The sequence below is a fragment of the Desulfoferrobacter suflitae genome (assembly GCF_022603395.1).
Classification (GTDB): Bacteria; Desulfobacterota; Syntrophobacteria; order Syntrophobacterales; family Syntrophobacteraceae; genus Desulfoferrobacter; species Desulfoferrobacter suflitae.
The window spans coordinates 122,420-147,692 of record NZ_JAIBKA010000003.1 but is presented as its reverse complement, the minus strand read 5'-3'; the positions used below and the strand labels follow the sequence as shown (position 1 = coordinate 147,692).

The 25,273-nt window shown below is 55.3% G+C and carries 21 protein-coding genes; 13 read left to right on the top strand and 8 right to left on the bottom strand.

Annotated elements, in window-relative coordinates; translation table 11 throughout:
• Position 1: 1 nt before the first annotated feature.
• The 5 genes from K1V27_RS06105 to K1V27_RS06085 all read left to right on the top strand — a co-directional run bounded on the left by K1V27_RS06105 (position 2) and on the right by K1V27_RS06085 (position 7,300).
• Positions 2-2,089, top strand: a complete 2,088-nt coding sequence (locus K1V27_RS06105; RefSeq protein ID WP_258928709.1) for a peptidase U32 family protein — start codon at positions 2-4, stop codon at positions 2,087-2,089.
• Positions 2,086-5,574, top strand: a complete 3,489-nt coding sequence (dnaE, locus tag K1V27_RS06100; RefSeq protein WP_258928707.1) for a DNA polymerase III subunit alpha — start codon at positions 2,086-2,088, stop codon at positions 5,572-5,574. Before K1V27_RS06105 ends, dnaE begins: the two co-directional genes overlap by 4 nt.
• 64 nt (positions 5,575-5,638) lie before the next feature.
• The gene (locus K1V27_RS06095; RefSeq protein WP_258928705.1) at positions 5,639-5,980 is read left to right on the top strand and encodes an Mth938-like domain-containing protein; all 342 of its coding nucleotides are present in this window, start codon (positions 5,639-5,641) and stop codon (positions 5,978-5,980) included.
• A 90-nt stretch (positions 5,981-6,070) separates the two neighbouring features.
• Positions 6,071-6,772: a Bax inhibitor-1/YccA family protein gene (locus K1V27_RS06090; RefSeq protein WP_258928703.1), complete on the top strand. Its 702-nt coding sequence runs from the start codon at positions 6,071-6,073 to the stop codon at positions 6,770-6,772.
• Between the two features lie 72 nt (positions 6,773-6,844).
• Entirely contained in the window at positions 6,845-7,300 is a 456-nt protein-coding gene (locus tag K1V27_RS06085; protein ID WP_258928702.1) for a DNA polymerase III subunit chi, read from the top strand.
• 51 nt (positions 7,301-7,351) lie between these two features.
• Here the strand turns inward: K1V27_RS06085 and K1V27_RS06080 are convergent, their stop codons facing one another.
• On the bottom strand, positions 7,352-8,773 hold the full coding sequence (locus tag K1V27_RS06080; RefSeq protein ID WP_258928701.1) for a hypothetical protein: 1,422 nt from the start codon (positions 8,771-8,773) through the stop codon (positions 7,352-7,354).
• A 39-nt stretch (positions 8,774-8,812) separates the two neighbouring features.
• On the bottom strand, positions 8,813-10,105 hold the full coding sequence (eno, locus tag K1V27_RS06075; RefSeq protein WP_258928700.1) for a phosphopyruvate hydratase: 1,293 nt from the start codon (positions 10,103-10,105) through the stop codon (positions 8,813-8,815).
• Between the two features lie 196 nt (positions 10,106-10,301).
• On the opposite strand from eno, the gene efp reads away from it, so the two are divergent.
• The 3 genes from efp to K1V27_RS06060 all read left to right on the top strand — a co-directional run bounded on the left by efp (position 10,302) and on the right by K1V27_RS06060 (position 13,137).
• Entirely contained in the window at positions 10,302-10,862 is a 561-nt protein-coding gene (efp, locus tag K1V27_RS06070) for an elongation factor P (protein WP_353740540.1), read from the top strand.
• A gap of 7 nt (positions 10,863-10,869) precedes the next feature.
• On the top strand, positions 10,870-11,793 hold the full coding sequence (gene epmA / locus K1V27_RS06065; protein WP_258928697.1) for an EF-P lysine aminoacylase EpmA: 924 nt from the start codon (positions 10,870-10,872) through the stop codon (positions 11,791-11,793).
• 144 nt (positions 11,794-11,937) lie between these two features.
• The gene (locus K1V27_RS06060; RefSeq protein WP_258928696.1) at positions 11,938-13,137 is read left to right on the top strand and encodes an HD domain-containing protein; all 1,200 of its coding nucleotides are present in this window, start codon (positions 11,938-11,940) and stop codon (positions 13,135-13,137) included.
• Between the two features lie 72 nt (positions 13,138-13,209).
• Here K1V27_RS06060 and amrB read toward each other — a convergent pair whose 3' ends face one another.
• Complete coding sequence (gene amrB / locus K1V27_RS06055) at positions 13,210-14,439, bottom strand: AmmeMemoRadiSam system protein B (RefSeq protein ID WP_258928695.1); 1,230 nt, start codon at positions 14,437-14,439, stop codon at positions 13,210-13,212.
• A gap of 282 nt (positions 14,440-14,721) precedes the next feature.
• Here amrB and K1V27_RS06050 point away from each other — a divergent pair, with 282 nt between their 5' ends.
• Genes K1V27_RS06050 through K1V27_RS06035 form a run of 4 tightly spaced genes read left to right on the top strand, consistent with a single transcriptional unit; the run spans position 14,722 to position 18,024 of the window.
• Positions 14,722-16,335 carry a tetratricopeptide repeat protein gene (locus K1V27_RS06050; RefSeq protein WP_258928694.1) on the top strand — a complete coding sequence of 538 codons (1,614 nt, stop codon included), beginning with the start codon at positions 14,722-14,724 and terminating at the stop codon, positions 16,333-16,335.
• On the top strand, positions 16,332-17,111 hold the full coding sequence (locus tag K1V27_RS06045) for a lipoprotein insertase outer membrane protein LolB (RefSeq protein WP_258928693.1): 780 nt from the start codon (positions 16,332-16,334) through the stop codon (positions 17,109-17,111). The genes K1V27_RS06050 and K1V27_RS06045 overlap by 4 nt, the downstream gene beginning before the upstream one ends.
• A gap of 2 nt (positions 17,112-17,113) precedes the next feature.
• Positions 17,114-17,590, top strand: coding sequence for a Mut7-C RNAse domain-containing protein (locus K1V27_RS06040; protein ID WP_258928692.1), 477 nt, complete (start codon positions 17,114-17,116; stop codon positions 17,588-17,590).
• 29 nt (positions 17,591-17,619) lie between these two features.
• Entirely contained in the window at positions 17,620-18,024 is a 405-nt protein-coding gene (locus K1V27_RS06035) for a hypothetical protein (RefSeq protein WP_258928691.1), read from the top strand.
• An 81-nt stretch (positions 18,025-18,105) separates the two neighbouring features.
• Here K1V27_RS06035 and K1V27_RS06030 read toward each other — a convergent pair whose 3' ends face one another.
• From K1V27_RS06030 to fusA, 3 genes are all read right to left on the bottom strand, one after another.
• Positions 18,106-18,651, bottom strand: a complete 546-nt coding sequence (locus tag K1V27_RS06030; protein WP_258928690.1) for a MogA/MoaB family molybdenum cofactor biosynthesis protein — start codon at positions 18,649-18,651, stop codon at positions 18,106-18,108.
• A 2-nt stretch (positions 18,652-18,653) separates the two neighbouring features.
• Positions 18,654-19,088: a hypothetical protein gene (locus K1V27_RS06025; RefSeq protein WP_258928689.1), complete on the bottom strand. Its 435-nt coding sequence runs from the start codon at positions 19,086-19,088 to the stop codon at positions 18,654-18,656.
• A gap of 226 nt (positions 19,089-19,314) precedes the next feature.
• Positions 19,315-21,393, bottom strand: coding sequence for an elongation factor G (gene fusA, locus K1V27_RS06020; RefSeq protein WP_258928688.1), 2,079 nt, complete (start codon positions 21,391-21,393; stop codon positions 19,315-19,317).
• Positions 21,394-21,876: 483 nt separating this feature from the next.
• On the opposite strand from fusA, the gene K1V27_RS06015 reads away from it, so the two are divergent.
• Positions 21,877-22,425, top strand: a complete 549-nt coding sequence (locus K1V27_RS06015) for a hypothetical protein (RefSeq protein ID WP_258928687.1) — start codon at positions 21,877-21,879, stop codon at positions 22,423-22,425.
• A 30-nt stretch (positions 22,426-22,455) separates the two neighbouring features.
• On the opposite strand, the gene K1V27_RS06010 is transcribed toward K1V27_RS06015, so the two are convergent.
• Together K1V27_RS06010 and K1V27_RS06005 are read right to left on the bottom strand one after the other, a co-directional pair.
• A complete protein-coding gene (locus K1V27_RS06010; protein ID WP_258928686.1) occupies positions 22,456-24,108 on the bottom strand; it encodes a SagB/ThcOx family dehydrogenase in 1,653 nt (550 codons plus the stop codon).
• Positions 24,109-24,141: 33 nt separating this feature from the next.
• On the bottom strand, positions 24,142-25,191 hold the full coding sequence (locus tag K1V27_RS06005) for a hypothetical protein (RefSeq protein ID WP_258928684.1): 1,050 nt from the start codon (positions 25,189-25,191) through the stop codon (positions 24,142-24,144).
• Between the last annotated feature and the right edge of the window lie 82 nt (positions 25,192-25,273).

The window sequence follows — 25,273 nt, the reverse complement described above, 5'->3', positions numbered from 1 at the left end:
CATGAGCATTGAACTTCTGGCCCCGGTTGGCCACATCGAGAGTTTTTTCGCAGCGCTGGAAAACGGCGCGGACGCCGTCTACCTGGGGCTGAAGCAATGGAGTGCCAGGGCCTCGGCGACCAATTTTACCCTGCCGGAACTGGCCTCGCTGCTGCCCTACGCGCACCGGCAGCACATCAAGGTACACATAGCGCTAAACAGCCTGATCACCGCCTCGGAGGTGCCCGAGACCCTGGATCTGCTGCAGGCCCTGGCGGATCTGGCGGTGGATGCGGTGATCGTGCAGGACCCCGGCCTCTTCTACTTGATCCGGCATTATTTCCCGAACCTGCGAGTCCATGCCAGCACCCTGACCACCGTTCACAATCATGCCGGAGTCAACCAGTTGGAAAAACTGGGGGCTAGGCGCGTGGTTCTCGCCCGCGAACTCAACCTCGAGGAAATCGAGAAGATTGCCGCAGGAACCCGGGTAGAGCTCGAGGTCTTCGTGCACGGCGCCCTCTGTTATTCGTTTTCCGGGCTGTGTCTCGCCAGCAGTTTTAGAGGCGGGCACAGCGGTTTGCAGGGACGCTGTGTGCAACCCTGCCGATTGCGCTTCCGGCAGGGCCGAAAGCAAGGTTTCTTTCTGTCCTGCAATGATCTGTGTGCTCTCCCATTGCTTCCCCGGTTAAAGCAAATGCGGCTGGCCGCGTTCAAGATTGAAGGAAGAATGAAACCGGCGGCTTACATCGGGCAGGTGGTGAGAGCCTACCGCAGGGTGTTGGACGCACCCAGAGAAAGAGAGGCTGAGGCCATTGCCGAAGCTCAGGAACTATTGGCGCAATCACCTGCCAGGCGCCTGACATCGGGTTTTCTGCAAAAGCACAACAGTGAGGCGGTCTTAACGCCGCATCGTTCCGGCTCAAGCGGCCTTTGGGTGGGAACGGTGAAGGCGGTCGAGAACGGCAGGTTGGCTGTGGTCCTGCGCCACGACATAGAGGCAGGCGATCGACTGCGGCCGGAATCGTCGGAAGGGAAGGAAAAGACGGCGTTCACCGTAACTCACATGCTGTCGGCCGAAGGAAACCCGTTGACCCGTGGACAGGCAGGAAGCACCCTGCTGATCCCTGTCAAAGGAAGCTTTCAGCCGCGCGAACGGCTCTTTCGGGTCGGTTCAAAGCCGTCCTCGACGGGTAAAGGCTGGGCCGAAGTAAAAAAACAGAGACGCCGCGTCGCCTCCTACCGCAGCAAATTCCCGGGTTATCCCAAAGTCTTGCAGGAGTTTCCCGCCCTTTCGGCAAAGCCTCCCGCAACCGATACGCTGATCATCAAAGTGGACCGGCCGAGCGATCTCGCCAAGGCATTTCAGTCCCCCGCCGACTGGATATTCTACACCGCCAGCCGCTCGAACCTGGAGAAACTGGCGCGCAAAAGGCTCATGACAGCGCAAAAAAAGCGCCTGGTATGGGCCCTGCCGCCACTCATCGCCGAGCGGGAAATGGATTACTATCGAGCGGCGACTGAATGGTATCGGAGTAAGGGCTTTGTCAATTGGGAGCTGAACAACTGGGGTCACTTTGATTTTTTCCGCGCCGCTGAAAGGATCCGACTGATCGCCGGCCACCGGTTTAATGTGAGGAATTCGGCGGCGCTGGCGGAGATGTTGGAAGCAGGATGCCGGCAGGCGGTCCTGTCCCTGGAAATCACGCGAACAGAACTGCAGCACCTGGGTCGGGAAAAAGTCGGCGCGATACCCAGTGTAATCGTGTATGCCTGGCCTCCGGTTTTTTCATCGAGACTCACTCCGAAGCTGCTGGAAGGCAAAGCTTTCGTGACGCCACGCAAAGAAGCTTACTTCTATCGCAAGAGCTCGGAGTTCTCTTTCATTTATCCCGAGAGCCCCATCAACTGGATGGAAAAGATCTCACTGCTGCGCGCCTATGGGTTCCGCTCGTTCATGCTCGACCTGAGCGACGGCCCGAGCGACCAGGCTCATCCTTTTGAGCGAATTCTGAGCGGCTTCAAGCGGCAGAGAGCCGACCGCCCCTACTCGCTGTTCAACTTTGATAAGCAGCCCGTGCCGCAATCTAAAGCAGAGGCAGAATCATGACTTCATTTGTCCACTTGCACGTCCACAGCCAGTACAGCCTGCTGGACGGCGCCATACGACTGCAGGATCTGCTCGACACGGCACGCAGCTACAAGATGCCCGCGGTAGCAGTGACGGACCACGGGACCATGTTCGGCGCCCTGGAATTTTACGAGAAAGCCAATAAGGCGGGCATCAGACCCATCATCGGCTGTGAGGTCTACCTGGCCCCCAAGAGTCGCTTCGACCGGCAAAGTAAGACAGAAAACGGTGGCGCTGCCGAGGAGGACCGCAACTATCACCTGCTGCTGTTGGCGGAAAATTTGACCGGCTACCAAAACCTTCTGAAACTGGTCACCCTGGCCTATCTGGAAGGCTTTTACTATAAGCCGCGCATCGACAAAGAGCTTTTGAAGCAACATCACGCGGGGCTCATCGGCCTCTCCAGCTGTCTCAAAGGGGAAATTCAAACATTACTGCTGCGTCGTCAGGAAGAGGCCGCCAAAAGAGTTGCTCTCGAGTATGCCCAGATCTTCGGTGCGAATAATTTTTTTCTCGAGATTCAAGCGAACGGCATTCCCGAGCAGGCCCTGGTGAACGATGCGCTCATTCGCATGGGGCAAGAACTGGACCTGCCCCTTGTCGCCACCAACGACTGTCATTACTTGCGGCGCAGCGACTCGAGAGCCCACGAAATTCTGCTCTGCATCCAAACCGGCAAGACCGTTGTGGACGACAAGCGCATGAAGTTCCAAACGGATCAGCTCTACTTCAAATCGCCCGACGAAATGACCAAGGAATTTTCCCATGTGCCGCAGGCCCTGAAAAACACCTGCGTCATTGCCGATCGGTGTCATCTTGAGCTGGAGATCGGCAAGAACCATTTTCCCATTTTTCCTTTGGCGCCGGGTGAGGACGTGCAGGAAACCTTCGAGAAAACGGCCCGGGACGGATTTGCCAAAAGATTGAAACAGATTCGAAGACGCAGGCCGGGATTCGATCAGGAAGCGGAATACGAAGATCGACTGCGTTACGAAATTCAAGTCATTCGGCAAATGGGCTTCGCCGCCTATTTTCTGATTGTTGCCGATTTCATCAATTACGGTAAGAACAGGGGCATACCGGTAGGGCCCGGGCGCGGTTCCGCAGCAGGCAGCCTGGTCGCTTATGCCATGGGGATCACCGATCTGGACCCCATCGAACATGGCCTCATCTTCGAACGCTTCCTCAATGTGGAGCGAGTCAGTCTGCCCGATATTGACGTCGATTTTTGCGTGAACGGGCGCGAGGAAGTGTTGCGTTACGTGGCGGAAAAGTACGGCAAGGATCGCGTGGCACAAATCACCACCTTCGGGACCATGCAGGCGAGAGCGGTCATACGCGATGTCGGCCGCGCTCTTGCAATGCCCTACAACGATGTCGACCGCATCGCCAAACTGATCCCGTCCGCTCCGGGTATGACTCTGCAAAAGGCCTTTCAACTGGAACCGCGACTGTCCGATCAGCAGCGCGAAAATCCCCAGGTCAAGGAACTGTTCGAGATCGCCTTTGCCCTGGAAGGCCTGACCCGCCATGCCTCGACCCATGCTGCGGGGGTCGTCATCGGGGACAAGCCCATCGTGGACTATATGCCGCTGTACCGAGGCCAGGACGGCGAAGTGGTCACCCAATATTCCATGAAGTACGTGGAAAAGGCGGGTCTCATCAAATTCGATTTTCTCGGGCTGCGCAATCTGACCGTCATCAACAATGCGGTACAACTCATCCGCAAAAATCACGGGGTCGAGATCGTCATCGAAGACATTCCGCTGGATGATCCCGACACCTACGCCCTGCTCTGCCGGGCGGACACCACGGGAGTATTCCAGCTGGAGAGCTCAGGCATGCGGGATATCCTGGTGCGCTTGCGCCCGGAAAACTTCGCCGATATCGTTGCCCTGGTGGCCCTGTACCGTCCCGGTCCCCTGGAAAGCGGCATGGTGGAAAACTACATCCAGGGCAAACATGGCCAAATCGAGATCACCTATGAACTGGAGACCTTGAAGCCGATTCTTGCACCCACCTACGGAGTCATTCTGTACCAGGAACAGGTGATGAAAATTGCCAGTGTGCTGGCCAACTACACCCTGGGAGAAGCCGATATCCTGCGCCGTGCCATGGGCAAGAAGATCCCCGAAGTCATGGCGCAGCAAAGAGACCGCTTTCTTGCCGGGGCCAGAGAGAACAAACTCGATCTGGCCAAAGCCAATCACATCTTCGATTTGATGGAAAAGTTCGCAGGCTACGGCTTCAACAAGTCACACAGCGCCGCCTACGCCCTGATCGCCTACCAGACCGCCTACCTCAAGGCACACTATCCGGTCGAATTCATGGCGGCCTTGCTCAACAGCTTCCTCAATAACACCGATCAGGTGGTCAAACTCATCAACCAGTGCCGTGAGAAAGCGATTGAAATTCTGCCGCCGGACGTCAACGCCAGCAGCAAGGACTTCACCGTAACCGCGGGCAGGATCAGGTTTGGCATGGGGGCCGTAAAGAACGTGGGCGAGGCCGCCATCGAAGTGATTCTCAACAGCCGTGAAGAACAGGGCGCTTTTCAGTCGATCTATGAATTTTGTCGACGGGTGGACATCGCCAGAGTGAATCGCCGGGTGCTCGAACAACTCATAAAATGCGGCGCCTTCGATTCGCTTCATGCCAATCGGGCGCAGGTGCTGGCGGCTCTGGATGATGCTCTGGAAAAGGCCCAAATGGTGCAACGCGATCGTCAATCGGGGCAAATGAATATGTTCGACCTGCTGCGAATGCAAAAGAAGGTGCCCTCCCCCTCGCTTCCCGACGTTCCCGATTGGGACAATCGCACCACCTTGCAGTTCGAAAAAGAGGCGCTGGGGTTCTATATCTCCGGACATCCCCTGGACTTCTACCAGAGCCAGATTGCCACCCTGTGCTCGGCGGATACGCAATCCATCAAGGAGAAGAATGAGGGAGTTGAGGTGGTGCTGTGCGGCATGCTGGGTGTCATCAAGGAAATCACTACAAAAAAGGGTGATCGGATGGCGTTTCTGTCCCTCGAGGACAAACAGGGGATTGTGGAAGTGGTGGCTTTCGCCAACGTTTTCATGCAGGCCAGGCCCTTGCTCGAAGGCGACGAACCACGCGTTGTCATCGGTAAAGTGCAGCATGACGAAAAAGGAACCAAGGTCATCGCCGATCAGATCGTCACCATTGAAGACGCCCAAATCCATAGTGTAGAGGCTTTGCGCATACACCTGAAGGCGGAAAACCTCGATCGTGATGGTTTGACACGGTTGCGCCACTTGTTGATCACCCATTCGGGCGAGTGCAAAACCTTCCTGCATCTCAATGTGAAGGACAAAGCCGAGGCGGTCATCGCCCTCAGCTCGAAGCTGCAGGTCAACCCAACCCCGGCGTTTTTCGAGGAAATGAACCAGCACTTCGGCGTCCATTCCGTCGAAGCGATTCACAAGACTTGCCGCCGGTAGAATTGTGGAGCAGTCATATTTTGTGTGCGTGGTGCTTTGCTGAAGCTCAAGGAGGTCGACAGCGATGATTGACAATTATCAATTCGGCAGCATGGTCGTGGGCGGCAAGCAATACAGGGACGATCTTAAGATGATCCGGGGAAAAGTGATTGCACATTGGTGGCGGAGCCAAGGCCATAGTGTTGCAGTGTTCGATATGGACGACATTTTTGCCGCCCGCCCGGAAGTCCTGGTGGTGGGTACGGGAAAGCCGGGACGCATGCGGGTGGAGGATCCCTTGCGCTCAGCTCTGGCACAAGCCGGTATAGAGCTCATTGAACAGCCCACTGCCGTTGCCGTTGAGACCTTCAACAGACTATGGGCGGAAGGGAAAGACGTTGCCGGGGCTTTCCATTTGACGTGCTGACAGGCAAAAAGGTACCCTTTTATCCTCAACCAGTATATATTCCGGTAAAGGGCCACATCAGGTGTATACATTGAAGAAGGGATCACTCAAATGAACAATGAAGTTTACTACCAAAGAGAACGCACGGCAGAACTCCAGAGTGAGTTCATCCGCCGGGTGTATAACTGGATGGGAATCGGCCTCGCCACCACCGCACTTGTGGCCATGTTCACAGCCTCCAGCCAATCCATGCTGCAACTCATTTTTGCAACCCCCATGGTGTTTTTTGGACTGATCGCTGTCGAACTGGGATTGGTGATAGCGCTAAGCGCCGCCATCAACCGCCTTCAGGCTTCCACCGCCGCGCTCATGTTTTTCATCTATTCGGCCCTCAACGGACTAACCCTATCCGCCATATTCCTCGCCTACACGCAGGCCTCCATTGCCAGCACCTTTTTTATCACCGCGGGGACTTTTGCCGCCATGAGCATTTACGGCTATAGCACCAAGCGCGATTTGACCTCCTGGAGAAGCTTTCTGTTCATGGGGTTGATCGGGATCATCCTCGCCTCGGTAGTCAACCTTTTCTTGCACAGTGAGTCCATTTACTGGGTGGTTACCATCGGCGGTGTCCTCGTTTTCGTTGGATTGACCGCTTACGACACGCAAAAAATCAAGGAGATGGCCTACCAGGGCTTCGGCAATGCAGAAATGGAGCGCAAAGGAGCCGTCATCGGCGCACTGCGGCTCTATCTGGATTTCATCAACCTGTTCCTGCTGCTGCTCAGATTGTTTGGCGGCCGCAGAGAATGACGGCGCCTGCGGTTTGAGTCGGCATCTCGCCTGATTACCCCATGCCCTCGGCTGGAAAATTCTGTGTGACCCATGGAAACCGCCCAGATCCTGTTCGTGGAAACCCGCTCAAAGGAGAAGCGCACCCTGCTATGCCGATGGGTCGAGCGCTTCTGTGAAGCGGGGCGTAAAGTACACGTTCTGACCGATTCAACCATGGCGGCTCAAACCCTCGATGAGCTTCTCTGGACCTTCTCCCAGGGGAGTTTTGTGCCCCACCGCATCATTACTCATGCGGCAGCGCAGGACATTGCGGAACCGGTGGTCATCACCACGGCATGCCTACCCCTCGAGCGGTATGACGATGTGCTCATACTGGATGGACCGGCGGACCTGAACTGCATGACAAGGTACCGGACGGTAATTCATTTTGTTCTGCTGGACGATCAGGAAAAGCGCCAGGAAAGCCGCCTCCTATGGCAAGCAGCAAAAGAGCAGGGGGTTCAGCTGCAGCACGTCCCCTACTCTTCCGGTGCAGAACCCATGTGACGCACCCCGTGCGCCGGGTCAACTCCCGCGCCAGTGCGTGAAACCCGCTCTCTACGGGGAAATATCGATGGTGGGATAAATCCCTTTGAGGGGACCCTCGGGATGCGGCTGAATGATATTGAAGGAAATGTTGCGTCCCTTCTGCGCATGTCCCCTGTTCTCCTCCCCGTCAAAATAGGCGCCGTTTGCCTCGAGGATATGTTCCAGCCTGTGCTGAAAGGTGTGCACAAACTCTGAACCGTTCCCTTTGAAGCGCATCGTCCCGATTTGCAGCTCGCCGTCGCAACGGGCCAGTTGCTCTAGCGAGATGCTGTGTTCAGCCAGATCCGACCGCTTGCGAATATGCCCCCACAGCAGATGCCCCGCGGGCACTTCCAACGGCTCTTCAAGATCGATAATGGTATGAGGCATCACAATGCTCCCACTGCCGATCCGTAAATCACACCCGGAGTTACCGCGCAAGAACGAATTGAAGCCGACGAATACCTTGTTTCCCAGACAGCTATGGATGATCTTGCCTCCATGCGCCGTGATGTTTTCCCCTTCCAACCGCGATGCGACAATATAGCAGTTTTCCTGGGCGTTGGAGCCTCTGCCCAAAAAGGCATCTTCCAGGTAAGCCCTTTGGGCCACCAGCACATTTTCACTCACCTGGGAATCGCCCTTCACCACCGCATACCTGCTGAGGGACGCCCCCCTGGGTACGGCAATAGGGGCCTCCGATTGAACCACTTGAAAGACTTTTTCAAAATCATTCTTGCGCCTCTCCACAAAGTCCATGAAGATTCCCTGAGGGGCCTTGCCAACCTCCATATGGACGTAGCGCTTCAACACTTCAGGAGGAAACAGGTAGCTGAAGTCAAAGGCATCGCCTGCACGAATCCAGACCCGGCCAGGCTCGATCAGGCGGTGAGCCAGCTCGCCCACCTGAACATAGGCGTAGGCGCCGATCACGCAATCGTGCACCGTCGTCAGGTCCACCGTACTGAAGGGACCGAGGAAGCTGCCTTCGACGGGAGCCCCATGGATATTGGCGTAATGCATGGATACCGTGTTCTGAATGAGGAATTCCTCGGGGCTTTCCGGGTCATGCGAGTTGTTGTGCACCAGGTTCTTGATCAGAATACTGTCCTTGATGCGAATCACCTCATCGTCGTGCAGAGGAATTTCCAGTCCCTGAAAGGGAAAGATTTCGCCCTGGGCTTTCAGTTCATCTCCGCGAATGTCACTCTTATAGAGGACCGAATGATCGACAATGCATTTCCCGAGAAAGTAACTCCCGGCCAGGCTGGAGTGCTTGAAATGAAAATGCAGCGGATGATGGAGCGTGAGCCCGTAAAAAGCGTAGAACCTGGCAAACTGTTCGAGAGGAATCAGGCCCCTCACATACGGACCGACGTCAAAGGCCGGCTCGCGAAGATTGATGTTTACTCGGTCAATGATGCGGTCGATAAGCCTTTCCAGTTCCGTCATATACATCCCCCTCAAATTTCTGGATCGTCTCGTATCGGGTTAATCTCGGGCTCCGCCTTTGAATGCTTTCAAACCCGCATATTGCGCCGCATCCCCGAGCTCCTCCTCAATCCGCAGCAATTGATTGTATTTGGCAACCCGGTCTGTCCTCGACAGAGAACCCGTCTTGATCTGCCCTGTTCCAGCCGCCACCGCCAAATCCGCTATGGTGGTATCCTCGGTTTCTCCCGAACGGTGCGACACCACCGCGGTATACCCCGCCTTGAACGCCATATTGATGGCTTCCATGGTCTCGCTGACGGTTCCGATCTGGTTGAGCTTGATGAGGATACTGTTGGCTACGCCTTTGGCGATTCCCTCAGCCAAGATTTTGGTATTGGTAACAAACAGGTCGTCACCCACAATTTGCACCTTTTTCCCCAGTCGCTCGGTCAAGGCCTTCCATCCGTCCCAATCCCCTTCAGCCATGCCATCTTCCAGTGAAATCAACGGATACCGGGTAGTCCATGATTCATAGAGATCGATCAGCTCTGCCGGGCTTTTTCTGGGTTTTTCCTCGGCCCCCAGGGTGTAGTCTCCCTCGGTGAAAAACTCGCTGGCTGCAGCATCCAGTGCGATATGGATGTCCTCTCCCGGTCTGTATCCCGCCGCCTCGATGCCCTGCATGAGGGCTTCCAGCGCCTCCTCGTTGGAACCGAGACTGGGGGCGAAGCCCCCTTCGTCACCCACAGAAGTGTTGAGACCTTTTGACTTCAAAACTTTTTTCAAGTGATGAAAGGTTTCCGCACCCATCCGCAACGCGTCCCGAAAAGAGCCGGCACCGGCCGGAACAATCATGAATTCCTGAATATCGACATTGTTGTCGGCATGAGCCCCGCCATTTAACACATTCATCATGGGGACCGGCAGGACGCACGCGGCAACGCCTCCGAGGTAGCGGTACAACGGCAAATCGGCTTCACTGGCAGCCGCCCTGGCGGCCGCCATGCTCACGGCGAGGATGGCGTTGGCACCCAGTCGAGCCTTGTTGTCGGTACCGTCCAGGCCGATGAGAAATCGGTCCAGGGCGACCTGGTCCCGCACGTCGAATCCCAGAATCTGCGGTGCGATGATGTCGTTGATGTTGTTCACTGCCTGCAGCACACCTTTACCCAGATAGCGCTTCGAATCTCCGTCGCGCAGTTCGAGCGCCTCGCGCGATCCGGTTGAGGCTCCGGAAGGTACGATGGCGCTGCCCTTGAAGCCGGTATCCAAATAAACGTCAGCCTCTACCGTTGGATTGCCGCGCGAATCCAGAACCTCCCTGGCGCGCACTGAAATAATCTCGCTCATCTAGCCTGCCTCCTTTTTAGACTTCCCCCAAACACCGGTTCCCAATACAGACTGTCCACCATTTTTGCCGCCTGCAAGCACGGCACCTGCCCTCGCGCAAGGGCTGAAGGATGTTGACCGTTGGCCGTTTATTTCATTACAATAGAATTTTTGATTGGGTTAATCAATCTGAAAGAAAGGATAATGTATGGGAGCGGTGCTGACAGCAAGTGATTTGCGCAAAGGTTTGAAACTGGAAATTGATGGAGAACCCTACCTGGTAGTGGATTTTGAATTTTCCAAGCCGGGTAAGGGACAGGCATTGTATCGCTGCCGTCTCAAGAACATGATTACAGGAGCGCAATTTGATCGCACCTACCGCTCAGGAGACAAGTTCAACGCCGCCGATCTCGAAGAACAGTCGATGGAGTTCCTGTACAAAGACGGCAGCCGCTACACCTTCATGAATACCAGCAGCTACGAACAGATCGAGTTGCTGGAAGAGCACGTCGGCGATGCCATCAATTATCTCACGGAAAATCTGGTCGTCGACATGCTCCTGTTTCAGGGCAGACCCATCGGCATCAGTCTGCCGAATTTTGTTGAACTCAAAGTGGTTCAGGCCGACCCCGGCATCAAGGGCGACACCGCCGCGGGTGCCACCAAGCCGGTGACCCTGGAAACCGGCTTTGTCATTCAGGTGCCGCTTTTTATCGAAGAAGGGGAACTGCTCAAAGTCGATACGCGCAGCGGCTCGTATGTGGAAAGGGTGAAATAACCGGCCCATGGCGGAACGCACCATGCTTGCCGGCAAACGGCCGTTCCTGGAACTGCGCAGCGCCGCCCTGCAGGCGATACGCGCCTTTTTCCTGGATGACGATTTTATCGAAATCCAAACCCCACTGCGTACCCCGGCCCCGGCTCCCGAACCGCACATCGACGCCGTTCCGGCGGACGGCTGGTTTTTAAGCACCAGTCCGGAATTATACATGAAGCGTTTGCTCGCCTCCGGATATGAACGAATATTTCAGATGGCTCCCGCTTTCCGCAAAGGCGAGAGGGGCAGGTTGCACCATCCCGAATTCATCATGCTGGAATGGTATCGACTGGAAAGCGACTACCACGCACTCATGAAAGATTGCCATAACCTGCTCAGGCATGTCTGTGCGGCGATCGATCGCTGCGCCAATCTGCACTATAACAATAGACCCCTGCGGGTGGACACGGATTGGCAACACTACAGCGTGCGCGAGGCTTTTCTGCGATTTGCCGGCTGGGACCCGGCGGCGAGCCATGAGCCGGATCGGTTCGATGTGGACCTGGTCGACAAGGTGGAACCTCAGCTTGGTTTTCCACAACCCTGCATCCTGTACGACTACCCGATTTATCAGGCGGCTCTGGCTCGCTCCAAGCCCAACGACCCCACGGTGGCCGAAAGATTTGAACTGTACTGGGCGGGGATCGAACTGGCCAACGGCTTCAGCGAGCTCGTCGATGCCCGGGAACAGCGCCGGCGGTTCCTGCAGAGCATGGAACAGCGCCGCTGCGCCGGCCATCCCGTTTATCCGCTGCCCGAACGGTTCCTGAAAAGCCTTGAATTCCTGCCGCCTTGCGCCGGGGTTGCACTGGGAGTCGATCGGCTGATCATGCTGCTGAGCGGTGCCGATCACTTGGACCACGTGGTGGCCTTCCCCCCCGAGCTGGCCTGACCGCCGCCGGTTTCCATTCCCGGATAAGCTTCCAGTTAGAGGTTTTGGGGCCACACGCCAGCGGCTGGGAGACGGGGCGGGAAGTGAACCGGATTGACATCACACCGGCATTTTATAACACACCCATGGGGAAGAGGGAGTTGCATGCTGCGCAAATCATTGGCACTGAAAATTTTTGAGGCATTTTCCATTCAGCGCTGGAACGACAAGCTGCGCCCCGTCGAATTGACGGAGATGGATAAACACGCCCACAAGATGATCATTGCCTATTGCCTTGGCAAATATGAGGAAAGCAAGGGCCGGCCTGTGGCCTGGGGAAAGATCATCGAGGGCGGGATTTTTGAGCTCCTGCGACGCGTGATCACCTCCGACATCAAATCACCCGTCTACCGGAAGATAAGATTGTCTCACCCGGAGGTCTTCAATGAATTCAACGTATGGGTCTACAATCAGCTCATGACATTTCTGGCAACCCTGCCGGGAGCATTCAAGGAGGGCCTGAGGGACTACCTGTTCCATGCCGAAGAGGAGACCGACCTCACCCGTAAGATCCTGGAAGCGGCCCATCTTTTTTCCAGCTTCTGGGAGTTTCAGGTGCTGCGCGAGGCACATCCCAACGGCTACCAGATGAAAGAGATCGACAAGAGCATGCACAACAGCATCGAGCCTTACCTGGATCTCGCCGGTATGCGCCGTATCATTTGCAAGGAAAAAGTTTCCGATTTTATTGACCTGTGCGGTCAGCTGCGCTTTCAAATCCGCTGGGGACAAATACCGCGTGTACCCAGAACCTCGGTGCTTGGTCACATGCTGCTGGTGGCTATTTTCAGCTATATGTTTTGCCAGGAGGCCGCACCCTGCCCGAAACGCGTCTACAATGATTTTTTTGGAGCTCTATTCCACGATTTGCCGGAAGTGGTCACGCGCGATATCCTCTCGCCCATCAAACGCTCGGTTCAGGGGATGCCTGAAGTGATCAGTAAAATTGAGGAAGAGCTGGCCGAGCAAGAGATCTTTCCCTTGATCGAGGCAAGCTGGCGCGACGAGATGAAGTATTTCACACGCGACGAATTCCAAAGCAGGGTGCGCCTGGACGGCGCGATCCAAAGCATCGGCAGTGAAGCCATCAACCAGGGCTACAACGCCGACCGGTACGATCCAATCGACGGGGAATACATCCGCCTGGCAGACGATCTGGCAGCGTACCTGGAAGCGTACGTGTCGGCCAGTTCAGGGATCACCTCAAGACAGCTGGAAGAGGCCATGAACAACCTGCAGGAGCGGTATCAGGGGAAAACCGTCGCGGGCATTTCCATCGGTTCCTTGTATGCGGATTTTCGCTAGGAGCCTGCCTGCCGCAACCCTCTCCCTCGAACGAGAGGGTTGGGGTGAGAGGATGACTCCTCGGACCAGCTCCTACGCCTCCGTTGCGTAAAATGCCATGCCGGCAAAAGTGACCAGGGAATTATCCTGATCCACGGTCACATGGCTGTGATCCAGCAGCTTCCCCATGGCACGGCCGGCAAGAATCCTGGCCAGAACATATAATGGAGCCAGCCCGCAAATCCGCCTCTGATTTCTCTCCCGCCGAAGAATTTGAATGAACTGCCGGGCATCGCATGCTTCAAGACATTTAAGCAACTCCAGATCCGCCCTCAGGTGCTGGGCCAGGGTCCCCTCATGGGGCCGAAATCGATCACCGTAGCGCGGGCCGATGTGGGCCAAATCCACACTGGCAATGAAGCCGACTCGGCCTGCCCGGGCCACCGCAAGTTCTTTCAGCAGGTTCGCTGTCGAGTCAATATATTCCTGGCGCGAATCCCAGTCCTCCAGGGAAAATGAACAGAGCAGCGGAACGATGCTTGCCCCCGGCTGACTGAATGCCAGAAAAACCGCCTGAAATTCTATGGCATGCTCTCTGTGATGGCTGTATTCGCCCGCCCTCAGGTCGCATGGAGCCAGTCTTGTCAATGCAGCGCAAAAGTCCGCATCATGTTTGACCATCCCAAGAGGCGTTTCGAAATCCTTGGGCGTCACGGCAAAGAAGTTCTCAATGGGTTCGTGGCCGGTCCCGAGAATGACCCAGGTGGTGGGTGGCGTTTTCGCTTCCAGCAGTGCCTTGTAGGCATGGGCGAAACACGGACCACCCGCCTGCAGGTCGATGTGCGGCGCCACCAAACCAACCAGACTGCGTTCATCCGTGCCGACCGCAGGCGTACCCGGCCCACCGCAGGCACAGCTGAAAAAGCCCTGCAGTTGTTGCATCAGCTCGTGCGCATCAGCCGGATAGCTTTTTCCTGCGTATTGCATTCTACGTACCGGATCCTGCAGGTAACGCCCGACCTCCTCACCGGCGCGCTGCAAAAATCGCTCATTTTCAAGGAAAAAATGCTTATCCAGCATATCCAGCACGGCTTCGATCTTTTCGGAAAAAAGAAGCTCACCGGTCCTGCGCATATAATGCGTCTGCAGGTCGCGCAGGGAATTGTTTCCATCCATGCGCAGCAGCAATTCCGCCAGGATCGGGGAAACCAGCAGCGGGGCTGGTGAAAAGCCAATGCGATCCCGCAGCAGAACCATTTTCTGCCCTTCATGCTCTACGGGAAAAGCTTCCAGACCATAACGCAACTTTGGGTAGTCTCTCACTGAACCCTCTCTCCAACCCTGTCGATGGCACTCACGCAGTAGCTGAAAAAATTTATTGCATTGTTTGAAATATAGTGTTTGAAGCCCTTATCGAAAAATGCGAAATAATTGACTGAACCCAGCAAATATGCTAGGTGAGCAAGATTCTATACTCGGCGTTTTTTTAATATTCTTTGTTCCTTATGCTCTACAAGGACGACCATGTGCTGCCAAAGCTTGCGATGCTCCCTACTCTGTTTACTGCTGATCCTGAGCAGCTGCGCTACCGCGGACAACAATCCCGTGAAGTTGAACGTAGCTACACCACCGTTACCACGCGCCGAAGTATATTACGAATATCTGTTAGCGCAACATTATTTGCGCGTCAACCAGATCGAAGAGGCCATCGAGGCATACGCCCGCGCTTTACAGGATGATCCCGAATCACCGCAACTCCTGACCGAACTGTCATCCCTCTACGTACGCCAGGGCAAGATTGAACAGGCCCTGAGCCTGGTGGAAAAGGCTACGCGCATCGATGCCCGGTATGAAGCCGCCTACATGCTCATGGGACAGCTCTATGCAGAGCTCGGGCGGAACGACAAAGCCATCGCTTCGTATAATCGAGTCATTCAGCTCAACCCGTCCAATGAAAACGTCTACCTCCTGCTGGGCACCCTGTACGCTCAAAAAGGCCGGTTCACCGAAGCCATCGAAATGTTTAATCGCCTTCAGGATCTTCTGCCCGACAATCCGGTGGCCCTCTACTACAAGGGGCGCGTCTTTCTGGACATGAAATACTACGATCAGGCGGAGGCGGTCTACAGGGAGGCGCTCGATCTGGATCCCGCATTTGAAAACGCACTGCTGGATCTTGCCTACATCTATGAAGTGTCCGACCGAACGATGGAAGCCGAAGAGACCTATCTGGAAATATTGATTTTCAACCCCACCAGTGTGCAGGCACACACCAGGCTGGGCAATCTGTACATGCGCGAGGGCAGGCTGGACGAAGCCCTGGAACAGTTCGGGCAACTCGTCAAGGTCAACAGGAAAGACCTGGAAAGCCGTCTCAAAATCGGAATCATCCATTTTCAGCAAAAAAAATATGACGATGCCATCGAGGACTTCACTTACCTTCTGAAGGAACAGCCCCAGTATGACCAGGCCCTGTATTATCTCGCCTCGACTTACGAAGAACGCGGGGAAATAAAGCAGGCAATTCTCAACTTCCGACTTATTCCACGCAACAGCCCCTTGTGGAGTGCGACCCAGATCCGTCTGGCGCTCACCTTCGCCCGGGCCAAAGATTATGCGGGCAGCATCGAAGTCCTGACGGCGGCCATCGAAAAACAGCCCGAAATCTCCGACTATTACCTTTACCTGGCCATCATTTACGAAGAGCAGCAGGAGTTCGACAGGGCCATCGAAGTAGTCGAACAGGGGCTCGAAAAGGCTCCCCAGGATGTCGACCTGCTGTTTCGCAAAGGCATCATCCTGGACAAAATGGATCGCAAGCAAGAGGCCATGGAGCAGATGCAGGAGATTCTAACGATTGAGCCGCGCAACGCCAGCGCCTTGAACTACATGGGCTACACCTATGCAGAGCTGGGAATCAATCTGCGGGAGGCTGAAGAACTGGTGCTGAAGGCACTCGAAGCGGAACCGGATGACGGTTACATCATGGACAGCCTCGCCTGGGTTTACTTCAAGCAGGGGCGCTATCGGGAAGCACTGGAAATCATGCTCGATGCCGTCCAGCGGGTGCCCCAGGACCCCGTGATCCAGGAGCACCTGGGGGATATATATTTACGGCTGAACGAGAAGGATAAGGCCAGGGAAGCCTATGAAAAAGCACTCAAATTCGAACACAGTGAACCGGACGAAGTCCAGAAAAAATTGAATGCCATTCCATGAAATCTTTATTCTGCGTATTTTTCGTTGTTGCCATGCTGACGGTCTGGAATGGCGGCTGCGCCCGCCGCCCGGAAGTGATCGAAAAACCCGCTCCCATCTCGACCCAGGAACTGCTGTCCAAACTGCGCTTCCGCTCGGCGCAATGGAAAGACTACCAGGCCAGGCTCATGATCAAGGGTGAAAGCGCAAAAGGCAAATTTCGCTTTCAGTCGGTGGTTGTGTCCCGCCTGCCGAACCAGTTCAGACTCGAAGCCTACACCACATGGGGGCAAACCGCCGGGGTTCTGACCGCCAACGAAAGGGAGTCGCGCCTGTGGATCCCTTCTGAAAAGGTGGTCTACGTTGCCCAGCGGGCGGAAAACCTGGTCCGCCATTTTCTGGGAGTTTCCATCCCGCTGCAGCTTTTCGGCTACAGCTTGACGGCATCCGTTTCGCCGTATCAACTGGATGCTTGGCGAATACAGCGCACCCCCTCCGGCTGGTCCGCTGACGCATACCTGCCCGCAGACGGCGTGCAGATGGTCTGGCAGTTTCTGGCGCAACCGGCGGCGCTGCAAACGATCACGGTTAAGAGTCGTCGAGGGGACTACAGCATAACCTACACGCCCGCGGTCGATATAGGTCATGCACACACACCCGGCAAGATCCGGTTTCTCTCGTCGGACTGGCAAATGGAAGCAGACATCTCGCATATGCAAACCAACCGCCAGATACAACCCGCGCTGTTCAAACTGCCTTTTCCGAGCGGCGTGCGCAAAGTAAAGCTCGATTACTGACGATGCAGCCGATAGCAGAACCCGAAAGGCGCTTTGTGGTTGATGTCATGCTGGGAAAGATGGCAAAATGGCTGCGTGCTCTCGGCTTCGATACATGTAACATTCATTTGACGCGGCCGGCTCAATTGGAATTCTACCTCGCACGAAGGTTTTGCGTGGTTACCAGGAATCGACGCTGGGGCAACTACCCCGGAGTCTTGTGCATCGCTGCCAATGATCCGATGCAGCAGCTGCAAGAGGTGGTATCCCAGGTTTCCATAACAGCCGATGAGGTTCGCTTCCTGAAGCGCTGTACCCTGTGCAACGACTTGCTGGAAGAACTTCCACATGAACATGCTTTTGGATTGGTGCCTGATTATGTTTTCGAGACACAAAGCACCTTTTTTCAGTGCCCGGGCTGCCGCAGAATCTATTGGCCGGGCAGTCATCCAGAGCGCATGTTGAAGCGGCTGAACGACACACTGGGATGGGTTCTCTAGGATTGGATCCAACGGAAGGAGAGTGAAACATGGGTGGAATTTTAGGACAGGCTGGTGCACTGCTGAAAAAATCCGGCTACTTTGTAATGCAGTACGGATACACCGCAGTTCAATGGACACTCAAGCTGGTCAATGTGCAGTTGCAAAAGATGAAACGAGCCGGTGCTCAGAAAAAAATGGAAAAGGCTTACAGTGGATTGGGTGCGGAAATCTATTCGCTCTACAAGCAAGGGGACACATCCGACTGGAAAAACATGCCGGCAGTGCAGCAGGAGCTCAAAATCATTGAGGAGACTGAATCCGGAGTGTTTCAGGTGGACGAGTCCATCGAAAACATCCGGAACAATTACTTGAGCAAAAAAGCCGAGATCAAAGAAAACTACTCAGCCAAGAGAGCGGCACTTGGCTCCGAGCAGCCTGAAGAAGTGGAGTAGCCGGAAGGCTTCTCGACCGGTGCGGCCCCGCGGGGATGGACGCGAAACAGGAATGGCCACATTCCGATTTCGAGGTTTGGTTCAGTGCGATGCGCATTCCGCGGGGTCACCCTGGATCTTATCCAACGCATGCGGTATCGCGGGCAGCAGTACGGTAAGGTTTTCCAACGCCCCTTTGGGACTGCCGGGCAAATTGATGATGAGCGTGGCGCCTCGAATTCCCGCAACGGCTCGTGACAGCATGGCGTGAGGAGTCTTGGCCGTGCTTGCGGCCCGCATGGCCTCAGCCATGCCGGGCACGGTGCGGGTCACCACCATAAGCGTGGCCTCAGGAGTGACATCTCGAGGGGACACCCCGGTTCCTCCGGTCGTTACAATCAGTGCCACCCGTTTTTCATCCGTATACTTGCGCAGCTCCTGCGCTATTCCTTCCATCTCATCCGGCACCACGGCCCGATGCCGCACGTCATAGCCTGCGGCAGCCAAACGTTCGGCCAAAACCTCGCCGGAAACATCATGCCTCTGCCCTGCAGCGCCCTTGTCGCTCACCGTAATGATGGCCACCGACCGCGCAAACGCTGACCGACCCTGCTCCAGGATCGAGGGTGCGGAGTTGGAGAACGTCATAGTCACTCGCTCCTGTTCAGTGACCGCAGGGCCGCACGGGCAATGGCATTGGGTACGTTCTTGCTCTTGCCGATGGCCCTTAAATCTTTCTGCATAAGTGTTTGCAGCAGCCTGAGGGCGATGGTCATGGGCGTTTTGGGATTCTGCACAAGCGCGACCCTCACCGGATAGAGCTTGATCCATTCCCTGCTGGCTGCGATTTTGCGCAACACATCCTCATGAATGTTCCGGGAATGTGCAATGGAGACGATTTCCCCGTCGGATATGCGGGGATTGTTGACAACAGCCATTTGTATGGTGCGCTCCCCATCTCTGATCAAGAGGCTGCGCACTTCCTTATCACCGCGGGAAGCAAAACGAACCTTTTCGGCGGTGGACATTCTCTGGACTTTCTGGAATAGCGTTTCTTCCGGTTCCTTCAATTCTATTTGATCCATTGCCGTTCCTGACCAGGCAGCCTCCTGGAGACTATTACCGCCATCCATGCCAGCTTGAGGCACAAGCACAAAGGGCGGGATTGTCATCGGCAATCCCGCCCGGCGGTCTCATTCAAAGGTTGGTGTTCATCGAGGGGGCTGCGCGGCAAGCGGGCAAGAGACTCACACGGGCCGCCCTCGATGTTACATGAAACGAATTGCTGCGCGCACCGACCGGCCGGCGCACTTACGCCGACTCCTCCCTGGCCGCCTCGATGATCTTCTCCTGCAATGGCCCGGGAACTTCCTCGTAATGAGAAAATTTCATGGTGTACATGCCTCGCCCGGCGGTCATGGAACGCAAGTCCGGCGCGTACTTCAACACTTCCGCCAGCGGTACGTTGGCACGAATGATCTGTTTCTTGCCCTGGGTGTCCATGCCCAGAACGCGGCCACGGCGGGAATTCAGATCGCCTATGACATCTCCCATACAATCGTCGGGAACCGTGATTTCCAGCTGCATGACCGGTTCCAGCAAAGTGGGCTTGGCCTCCATCACAGCCTTCTTGAAGGCCATGGAGCCGGCAATCTTAAACGCCATTTCGGAAGAATCCACGGGATGATAGGATCCATCCACCAGATCCACCTTGAAGTCCACCACCGGGTAGCCGGCCAGTCCCCCTTCCATGGAAGCCTCGATGATGCCTTTTTCCACAGCCGGAATGTACTGCCGCGGAATTACTCCTCCAACGATCCGGTCGACAAATTGGAAGCCCTCCCCGCGCTGCAGCGGCTCCATTTCTATCCAGCAGTCACCGTATTGACCGCGCCCGCCCGATTGTTTTTTGTATTTGCCTTGCAGGCGCGTCTTGCCCTTGATGGTTTCCTTGTATGGCACTTTAGGCAGCCTCAGGTTGACCTCCACGCCGAATTTTCTCTTCAATTTGTCTACAATCGTTTCGATGTGGATTTCTCCCATGCCGGACAGAATCATTTCCTTGGTCTCTTCATTACGTTCCAGCTTGAGCGTCAAATCCTCTTCCATGAGACGCGACAGAGAGGAAAATATCTTTTCTTCATCGCCTTTGCTCTTGGGTTCAACGGCCAGCGAGTAAATGGCGGGAGGAAGCTCCACTGTAGGATAAACGACGGGGTTTTTTTCATCGCACAAGGTATCCTCGGTAACCGTTTCCTTCAGTTTGGCCACGGCCACAATGTCACCCGGGCCGGCACTTTCAATGCTTTCCTGGGTTTTGCCCTTGAGCTGCAGCAGTTGTCCGAAGCGTTCCTTAATTTCTTTGGAAGAGTTATAAACGGTGGAATCGGTTTCCAGGCTGCCGGAAAAAACGCGCATGACCGATAGACGACCGGCATAGGGGTCGCTGATGGTCTTTATCACCAAGGCACTGAAGGGCGCTCCCGGATCGGGTTCGCGCGCCACCTCTTCATCGGTGCCGGGCACTTTCGCCTTCCTGGCTCCGCGATCCACGGGCGACGGCATGCTTTCCACAATGAGATCCATCAGGAGCTGAATCCCCACATTGAGCGTCCCCGAGCCACAGACGACAGGAACAACCTTACCGCTCACCACGGCGTCGCGAAATCCCTCTCTCACCTCTTCAGCACTCAGTTCGCCTTCTTCCAGGTATTTCTCCAGCAGTTCGTCTCTGGACTCAGCCACATTCTCGATCAAGCTCTCTCGATACTGATCCAGCCGACCCTGAAGATCCGCCGGTGCCTCCTGGACCTCAAACTTGCCGCTCTCTCCCTGGGTGAAGAGGTATGCTTTCTGAGTCAGAACGTCGACCACGCCTTTGAAATTTTCTGCCGCTCCGACAGGAACTTGCACCGGCACGCAGGCTGCTCCAAAATTGGCTTGGATGTCCGCCACCGTTTTCTCAAAGTCGGCCCGTTCGCGATCCATTTTACTGATAAATATGATGCGAGGAAGGTCTAATTCGTCGGCAAATTCCCAGACTTTTTCGGTCTGGACGCGTACCCCGTCGATGGCGTCGATCAGCACGACAACTGCGTCAGCCCCTTGCAGTGAGGTCTTCGTTTCGGAAATGAAATTGAAATCCCCCGGCGTATCAATGAGAGTCAATTTATGTTTCTTCCAGGCAAAGGTATTAAAGGCTGTGCTTATGGTGATCTTGCGTTTCACTTCCTCGGGCTCGTAATCCAGAATGGACGTGCCGTCATCCACTTTGCCGAGGCGGGTTGTGGTCCCTGCATTGAATAACATGCACTCAGCCAAAGAGGTCTTGCCTGCACCTCCATGAGAAATGATTGCGAAAGTTCGAACCCTTGCGACGTCCTCTTTCATATTCCCTGTCCTTTCTCGCGTTGCTGTCCGGCAGCAGGAGGTTGTCCGGAAACGGCAGATTCCTCTCCCCCTTGAGGGGGTTCTCGAACAAGCTCCTCAAACATGATTAGCGGTATTCGAGCGTAATGGAGCAAACGTGCGTTAATGCACATTTCAGATGCTTGTGTGAGTATTTCTCCAAAGATGCGCTGGCACCCCGCAAGACGGGAATCGGTACGATTGAGCCCTGGAAAAATACAAAGGTGTAAGCTAATGGAAGCACGAAACAAAAGTCAAGAAAATTTACGCACCGGATTATACCCGTCGCAGGACAGAGCCGGTGGAAGAGGCGTCGTTTTTTCCACTATTCTGACATTTCTTCCGACAATGATTAGTGATATATTGTCGGCAAGAATCTAAGCCTGCAGACAGGTTTCCACAGAAGGCTTCCATTCACGGCTCCTGGTTCGCGGCAGCATTTACTGATGTTTTTTGAGGATTTATATGAAAGTCATCTGGATGGTAGGTTTGTTGCTTGTGCCCCTCTTCCTTACACCGCCCGCCCTTGCACAAAGCAAAGTTTCCATGGATTTAACCGAAGAAGAATTCGATCTTTTCTATGGATTATTTAAAGATATTCAAAGCTTTGGACTGATATCCCTGGCCCTCGTCGGGGATGCGGAACGGATCGGTCTGAGCGAGCAGTCTTTGACACGCTTCCTGGACGAAAAATTCACCGAACACTTCTGCAATATTCGCTACCAGGACTTGTCGCAGGACGCTTCCAGGCTGGCCGAGGCAATTGCTCTGAGAGACAAAAAAATAGGCCTCATCACCTTCCGCGTCTGGGTGATTGGCGAAGATTACCCGATGGCCTATCATGTGCGCTGCGATGCGGGCAGTTTCCAAAACCCAAACATTTGGTCGGAGGAAGTGCTCGGCCACGGTTCCAGCAGAACCGTCCCCACCGCCATCAGGGAAATCCTCGACGAGTTGCTGCAGCAGTTTGCCCGGGTCTTTTTGAAGGCCAGGGGAGAACGATGCAATCCCTGAGCCCTTATCGGCATGTTAACCCCTCGGGCATCAGCGACGATCCTGCAGATGCATGTAGGGAGGATGCGTGGTCAAGCGACGGTCTTCGATGGGATCGCCCACGGTAAAATGATAGAGGCTCTGATAGGAATTGTCGCTCAGTCCCAAAATCTCATGGACCGGGTCGTCATAGAAGCAACCGATGCCGGTTCCGCGCAAACCGTGCGCTTCCGCTTCCAGGTAAAGAATTTGCCCGAGCATCCCGCTTTCCCAGAAAAGCTGCCGATATCGGTAGGGGTTTTCTCGAATTATGCGCCTGAACCTGGCGATCATTCCCAGGGAAAACACCCCGTAGCCGGCTATTTCCTGGTCGCAACTGATTCTTGCGGCGAGCCGCCGGAAATCGCCGGTCTGCAGCAGGTAGAGCGGCAAGCCTTGCTCCACCTGCCGCCACAAGAATTCCTTGCGCGCCAGTGAGCGGATGGGCTCGGCATCGGCTGGGTTGCGCACAAAAAAATACAGGCCCTGTTCCAGACCTTCAACGTTGTGGACAAAAATCATCAAGTGCACGGATGGAGCACTCAGTTCCACGTCAAACGGCGTGTGGCGGTTGCGCGCAACAGTCCTGTCCAGCAGGGCAAAAAACCGTTCCCGCGCCAGTGACTTCTCCCCCGCGAAGGCCAGTGCACTTCTTCTCTGACGGATGATTCTCGCCGCTCCGAGCGACGAAACCACCTCCCGGCAGGCATCGCGCGGGCCAAAGTCGATGACCGTTGCATCCGTTGCAGGTTTTTGGGTGGCACGGGCGACCGTCTCAATGATTGGCCAGGAAACTCTTTCCCCACTCAAAATGTTGGGCTTCCCCGTGACGGAAAGATGGGAAAACCCCGTCACAATGTCGCTGGAAAGGTCTCGCGGGACGGCCTCGATCTCGCTGCTGCAGACAAAGCAGAGAAGCTCCGGACACTCCTCTTCCTGGGCCACCCACGCGACCCTGTCAAACCCCAGCAGCGTCGCCGTTTGCTCGTCCGCAACAGCGTTCAAGTACTTGACCTGCCAGCCCTGCAGGTTGGCGGCGAAGCTGACAGCCGCCAAAGCGTGCCCCACATCGTGATTACAGTAGCGAAAAGCACGCTCTCCGTATTTCCACGACTCACGCCAGAAAATGCTGGTCAACGCCATTAGAAAGCCTTCGGTCCCGAAATGTTGGATGACTCTCCGCCAAACCTCGGCGGGTACTCTCGCCCGCAATTCCAAAGAGTGCGTGAACGCATTGTAATGAAATAGTCCCGACTCCGATGATGAAGTCGGCGGCAGGATAAGATGACATTCGGTCGGGTGCAGATTGCCGCTGGAAGGATTCATTCGCAGGGACCAACGATTGCCGGCGGCACTCTTCCAGGCGGACAATCCCAGGGACAATTCCAGCAAAGCGGCAACATTATCCATGGAAAACGGCTGAGGCCGGTTGTTTTTCCTGTGATACAAATCGCGATAGTCGGCTGCAGGATCTTCCTGCAAAAACTTGAGCGGCAAACTGTCGCACCCCGCATAACTGCGAAATGGATTGGGCTGGTTTTGCCAGTCCATATAACCCGGCGATTTGGCAAACCGCCCGAAATTGTGCTTGGTGCGCTCATGATAAGCAATGGGATGCATATACGCTGGTTGATCCACTACGCCACCCTGTTCAAGTGTGGCCATCAACTCCGGCCACTTACCGAGTTTCAGGCAGGTTTAAAACTGTTTCCGCAGAACCGATGCCAGGTGCTCCGGAGTATGAATGATGATCTCATTGCCCAGCAGCTTCTGGAAGTAATAATCATCGGCACGGTAGTGGGGTGCCACGTTCTGGCGGTTGATGAGACGCAGAAGACAGCGAAATCCCGGATTTTCTCCGGGCAACGGAGCACTGTAGCAGGAAAAATTGAATGTCGAGAAGTCGAGATGGAAATAGGTATCCAGGGTTTTTGCCATGCCCTGGGCCATGCCGTTGATTTCAGCATCGCCCCAGTCAAGAAAAGTGCGCGCATCGGGCGTGATGGCGTTGACTTCATTCACTCCCAAAGGGGCGTATGCGGTGAACCAGCAGGTGCCCTGCAACTCCCCCAGCCAGCGGTCCTGCATACGCTTTTCGGTTGCGGCCAGATCCAGCCAGTAGCAACTCCCCTGCTCCTCGAAGTAGCGACGGCTGTTTTCCAGCAATGTCCGCTCATGCGTCCCCGCGAAGGGGGAACCGAGGATCTGCAGGTGCGGATGCAGCACACTGGAACCCGCCGGAAAGAGATAGTTGGCATTGATGGTGAAATGCACGGCGCCGGGATCAGCCCGGTAACACCTCTGTATGAATTGCAAAGATACGCTCAGGGCGTCTGCGATCATACTTGCAGGAAACTCATTCAACGGACGGAAATGCTCATCTCCCAACATGACCACGGCGTGGTGTGCGGCGAGAGGGAACAGATTGGGAAACAGCACCACATCATTTTTGACCAACCGTCCTTCAGGGAGAATCGTTTGCGGATAGTGCGGGGTCATCTGCCGCCACTTGCCGTCACACAGGAAACACTGGGGCTTTGTCTCCTCCGCGCGTTGTTCCAGATATTCTTTATCGGTGGGAGGAAACAGGATGGAGGTTTTGTCCGAAAGCGCCGCGTTGAAAATACTCTGGTGCCGCATCAGCGGATCGACACGCACTTCGATTTCCTGTTCATCCACTTCTCCGCCTTTCAGGGGATTGTGAAAACGTGCCGTCTGCTGTCGGCGTTCGAAACCAATTTCACCCATGATGGTCACTCCTGCATTTTTTACCGTTTTTGCCGGTTTTCCGGCTCCACTTTGAGAGCCGGCAAAAACAGCCTGAATCCGT

Coding starts and splice junctions, on each gene's coding strand:
- K1V27_RS06105 (WP_258928709.1), top strand. CDS start 2: ATGAGCATTGAACTTCTGGCCCCGGTTGGCCACATCGAGAGTTTTTTC.
- dnaE (WP_258928707.1), top strand. CDS start 2,086: ATGACTTCATTTGTCCACTTGCACGTCCACAGCCAGTACAGCCTGCTG.
- K1V27_RS06095 (WP_258928705.1), top strand. CDS start 5,639: ATGATTGACAATTATCAATTCGGCAGCATGGTCGTGGGCGGCAAGCAA.
- K1V27_RS06090 (WP_258928703.1), top strand. CDS start 6,071: ATGAACAATGAAGTTTACTACCAAAGAGAACGCACGGCAGAACTCCAG.
- K1V27_RS06085 (WP_258928702.1), top strand. CDS start 6,845: ATGGAAACCGCCCAGATCCTGTTCGTGGAAACCCGCTCAAAGGAGAAG.
- K1V27_RS06080 (WP_258928701.1), bottom strand. CDS start 8,773: ATGACGGAACTGGAAAGGCTTATCGACCGCATCATTGACCGAGTAAAC.
- eno (WP_258928700.1), bottom strand. CDS start 10,105: ATGAGCGAGATTATTTCAGTGCGCGCCAGGGAGGTTCTGGATTCGCGC.
- epmA (WP_258928697.1), top strand. CDS start 10,870: ATGGCGGAACGCACCATGCTTGCCGGCAAACGGCCGTTCCTGGAACTG.
- K1V27_RS06060 (WP_258928696.1), top strand. CDS start 11,938: ATGCTGCGCAAATCATTGGCACTGAAAATTTTTGAGGCATTTTCCATT.
- K1V27_RS06045 (WP_258928693.1), top strand. CDS start 16,332: ATGAAATCTTTATTCTGCGTATTTTTCGTTGTTGCCATGCTGACGGTC.
- K1V27_RS06040 (WP_258928692.1), top strand. CDS start 17,114: ATGCAGCCGATAGCAGAACCCGAAAGGCGCTTTGTGGTTGATGTCATG.
- K1V27_RS06035 (WP_258928691.1), top strand. CDS start 17,620: ATGGGTGGAATTTTAGGACAGGCTGGTGCACTGCTGAAAAAATCCGGC.
- K1V27_RS06030 (WP_258928690.1), bottom strand. CDS start 18,651: ATGACGTTCTCCAACTCCGCACCCTCGATCCTGGAGCAGGGTCGGTCA.
- K1V27_RS06025 (WP_258928689.1), bottom strand. CDS start 19,088: ATGGATCAAATAGAATTGAAGGAACCGGAAGAAACGCTATTCCAGAAA.
- fusA (WP_258928688.1), bottom strand. CDS start 21,393: ATGAAAGAGGACGTCGCAAGGGTTCGAACTTTCGCAATCATTTCTCAT.
- K1V27_RS06015 (WP_258928687.1), top strand. CDS start 21,877: ATGAAAGTCATCTGGATGGTAGGTTTGTTGCTTGTGCCCCTCTTCCTT.
- K1V27_RS06010 (WP_258928686.1), bottom strand. CDS start 24,108: ATGGCCACACTTGAACAGGGTGGCGTAGTGGATCAACCAGCGTATATG.
- K1V27_RS06005 (WP_258928684.1), bottom strand. CDS start 25,191: ATGGGTGAAATTGGTTTCGAACGCCGACAGCAGACGGCACGTTTTCAC.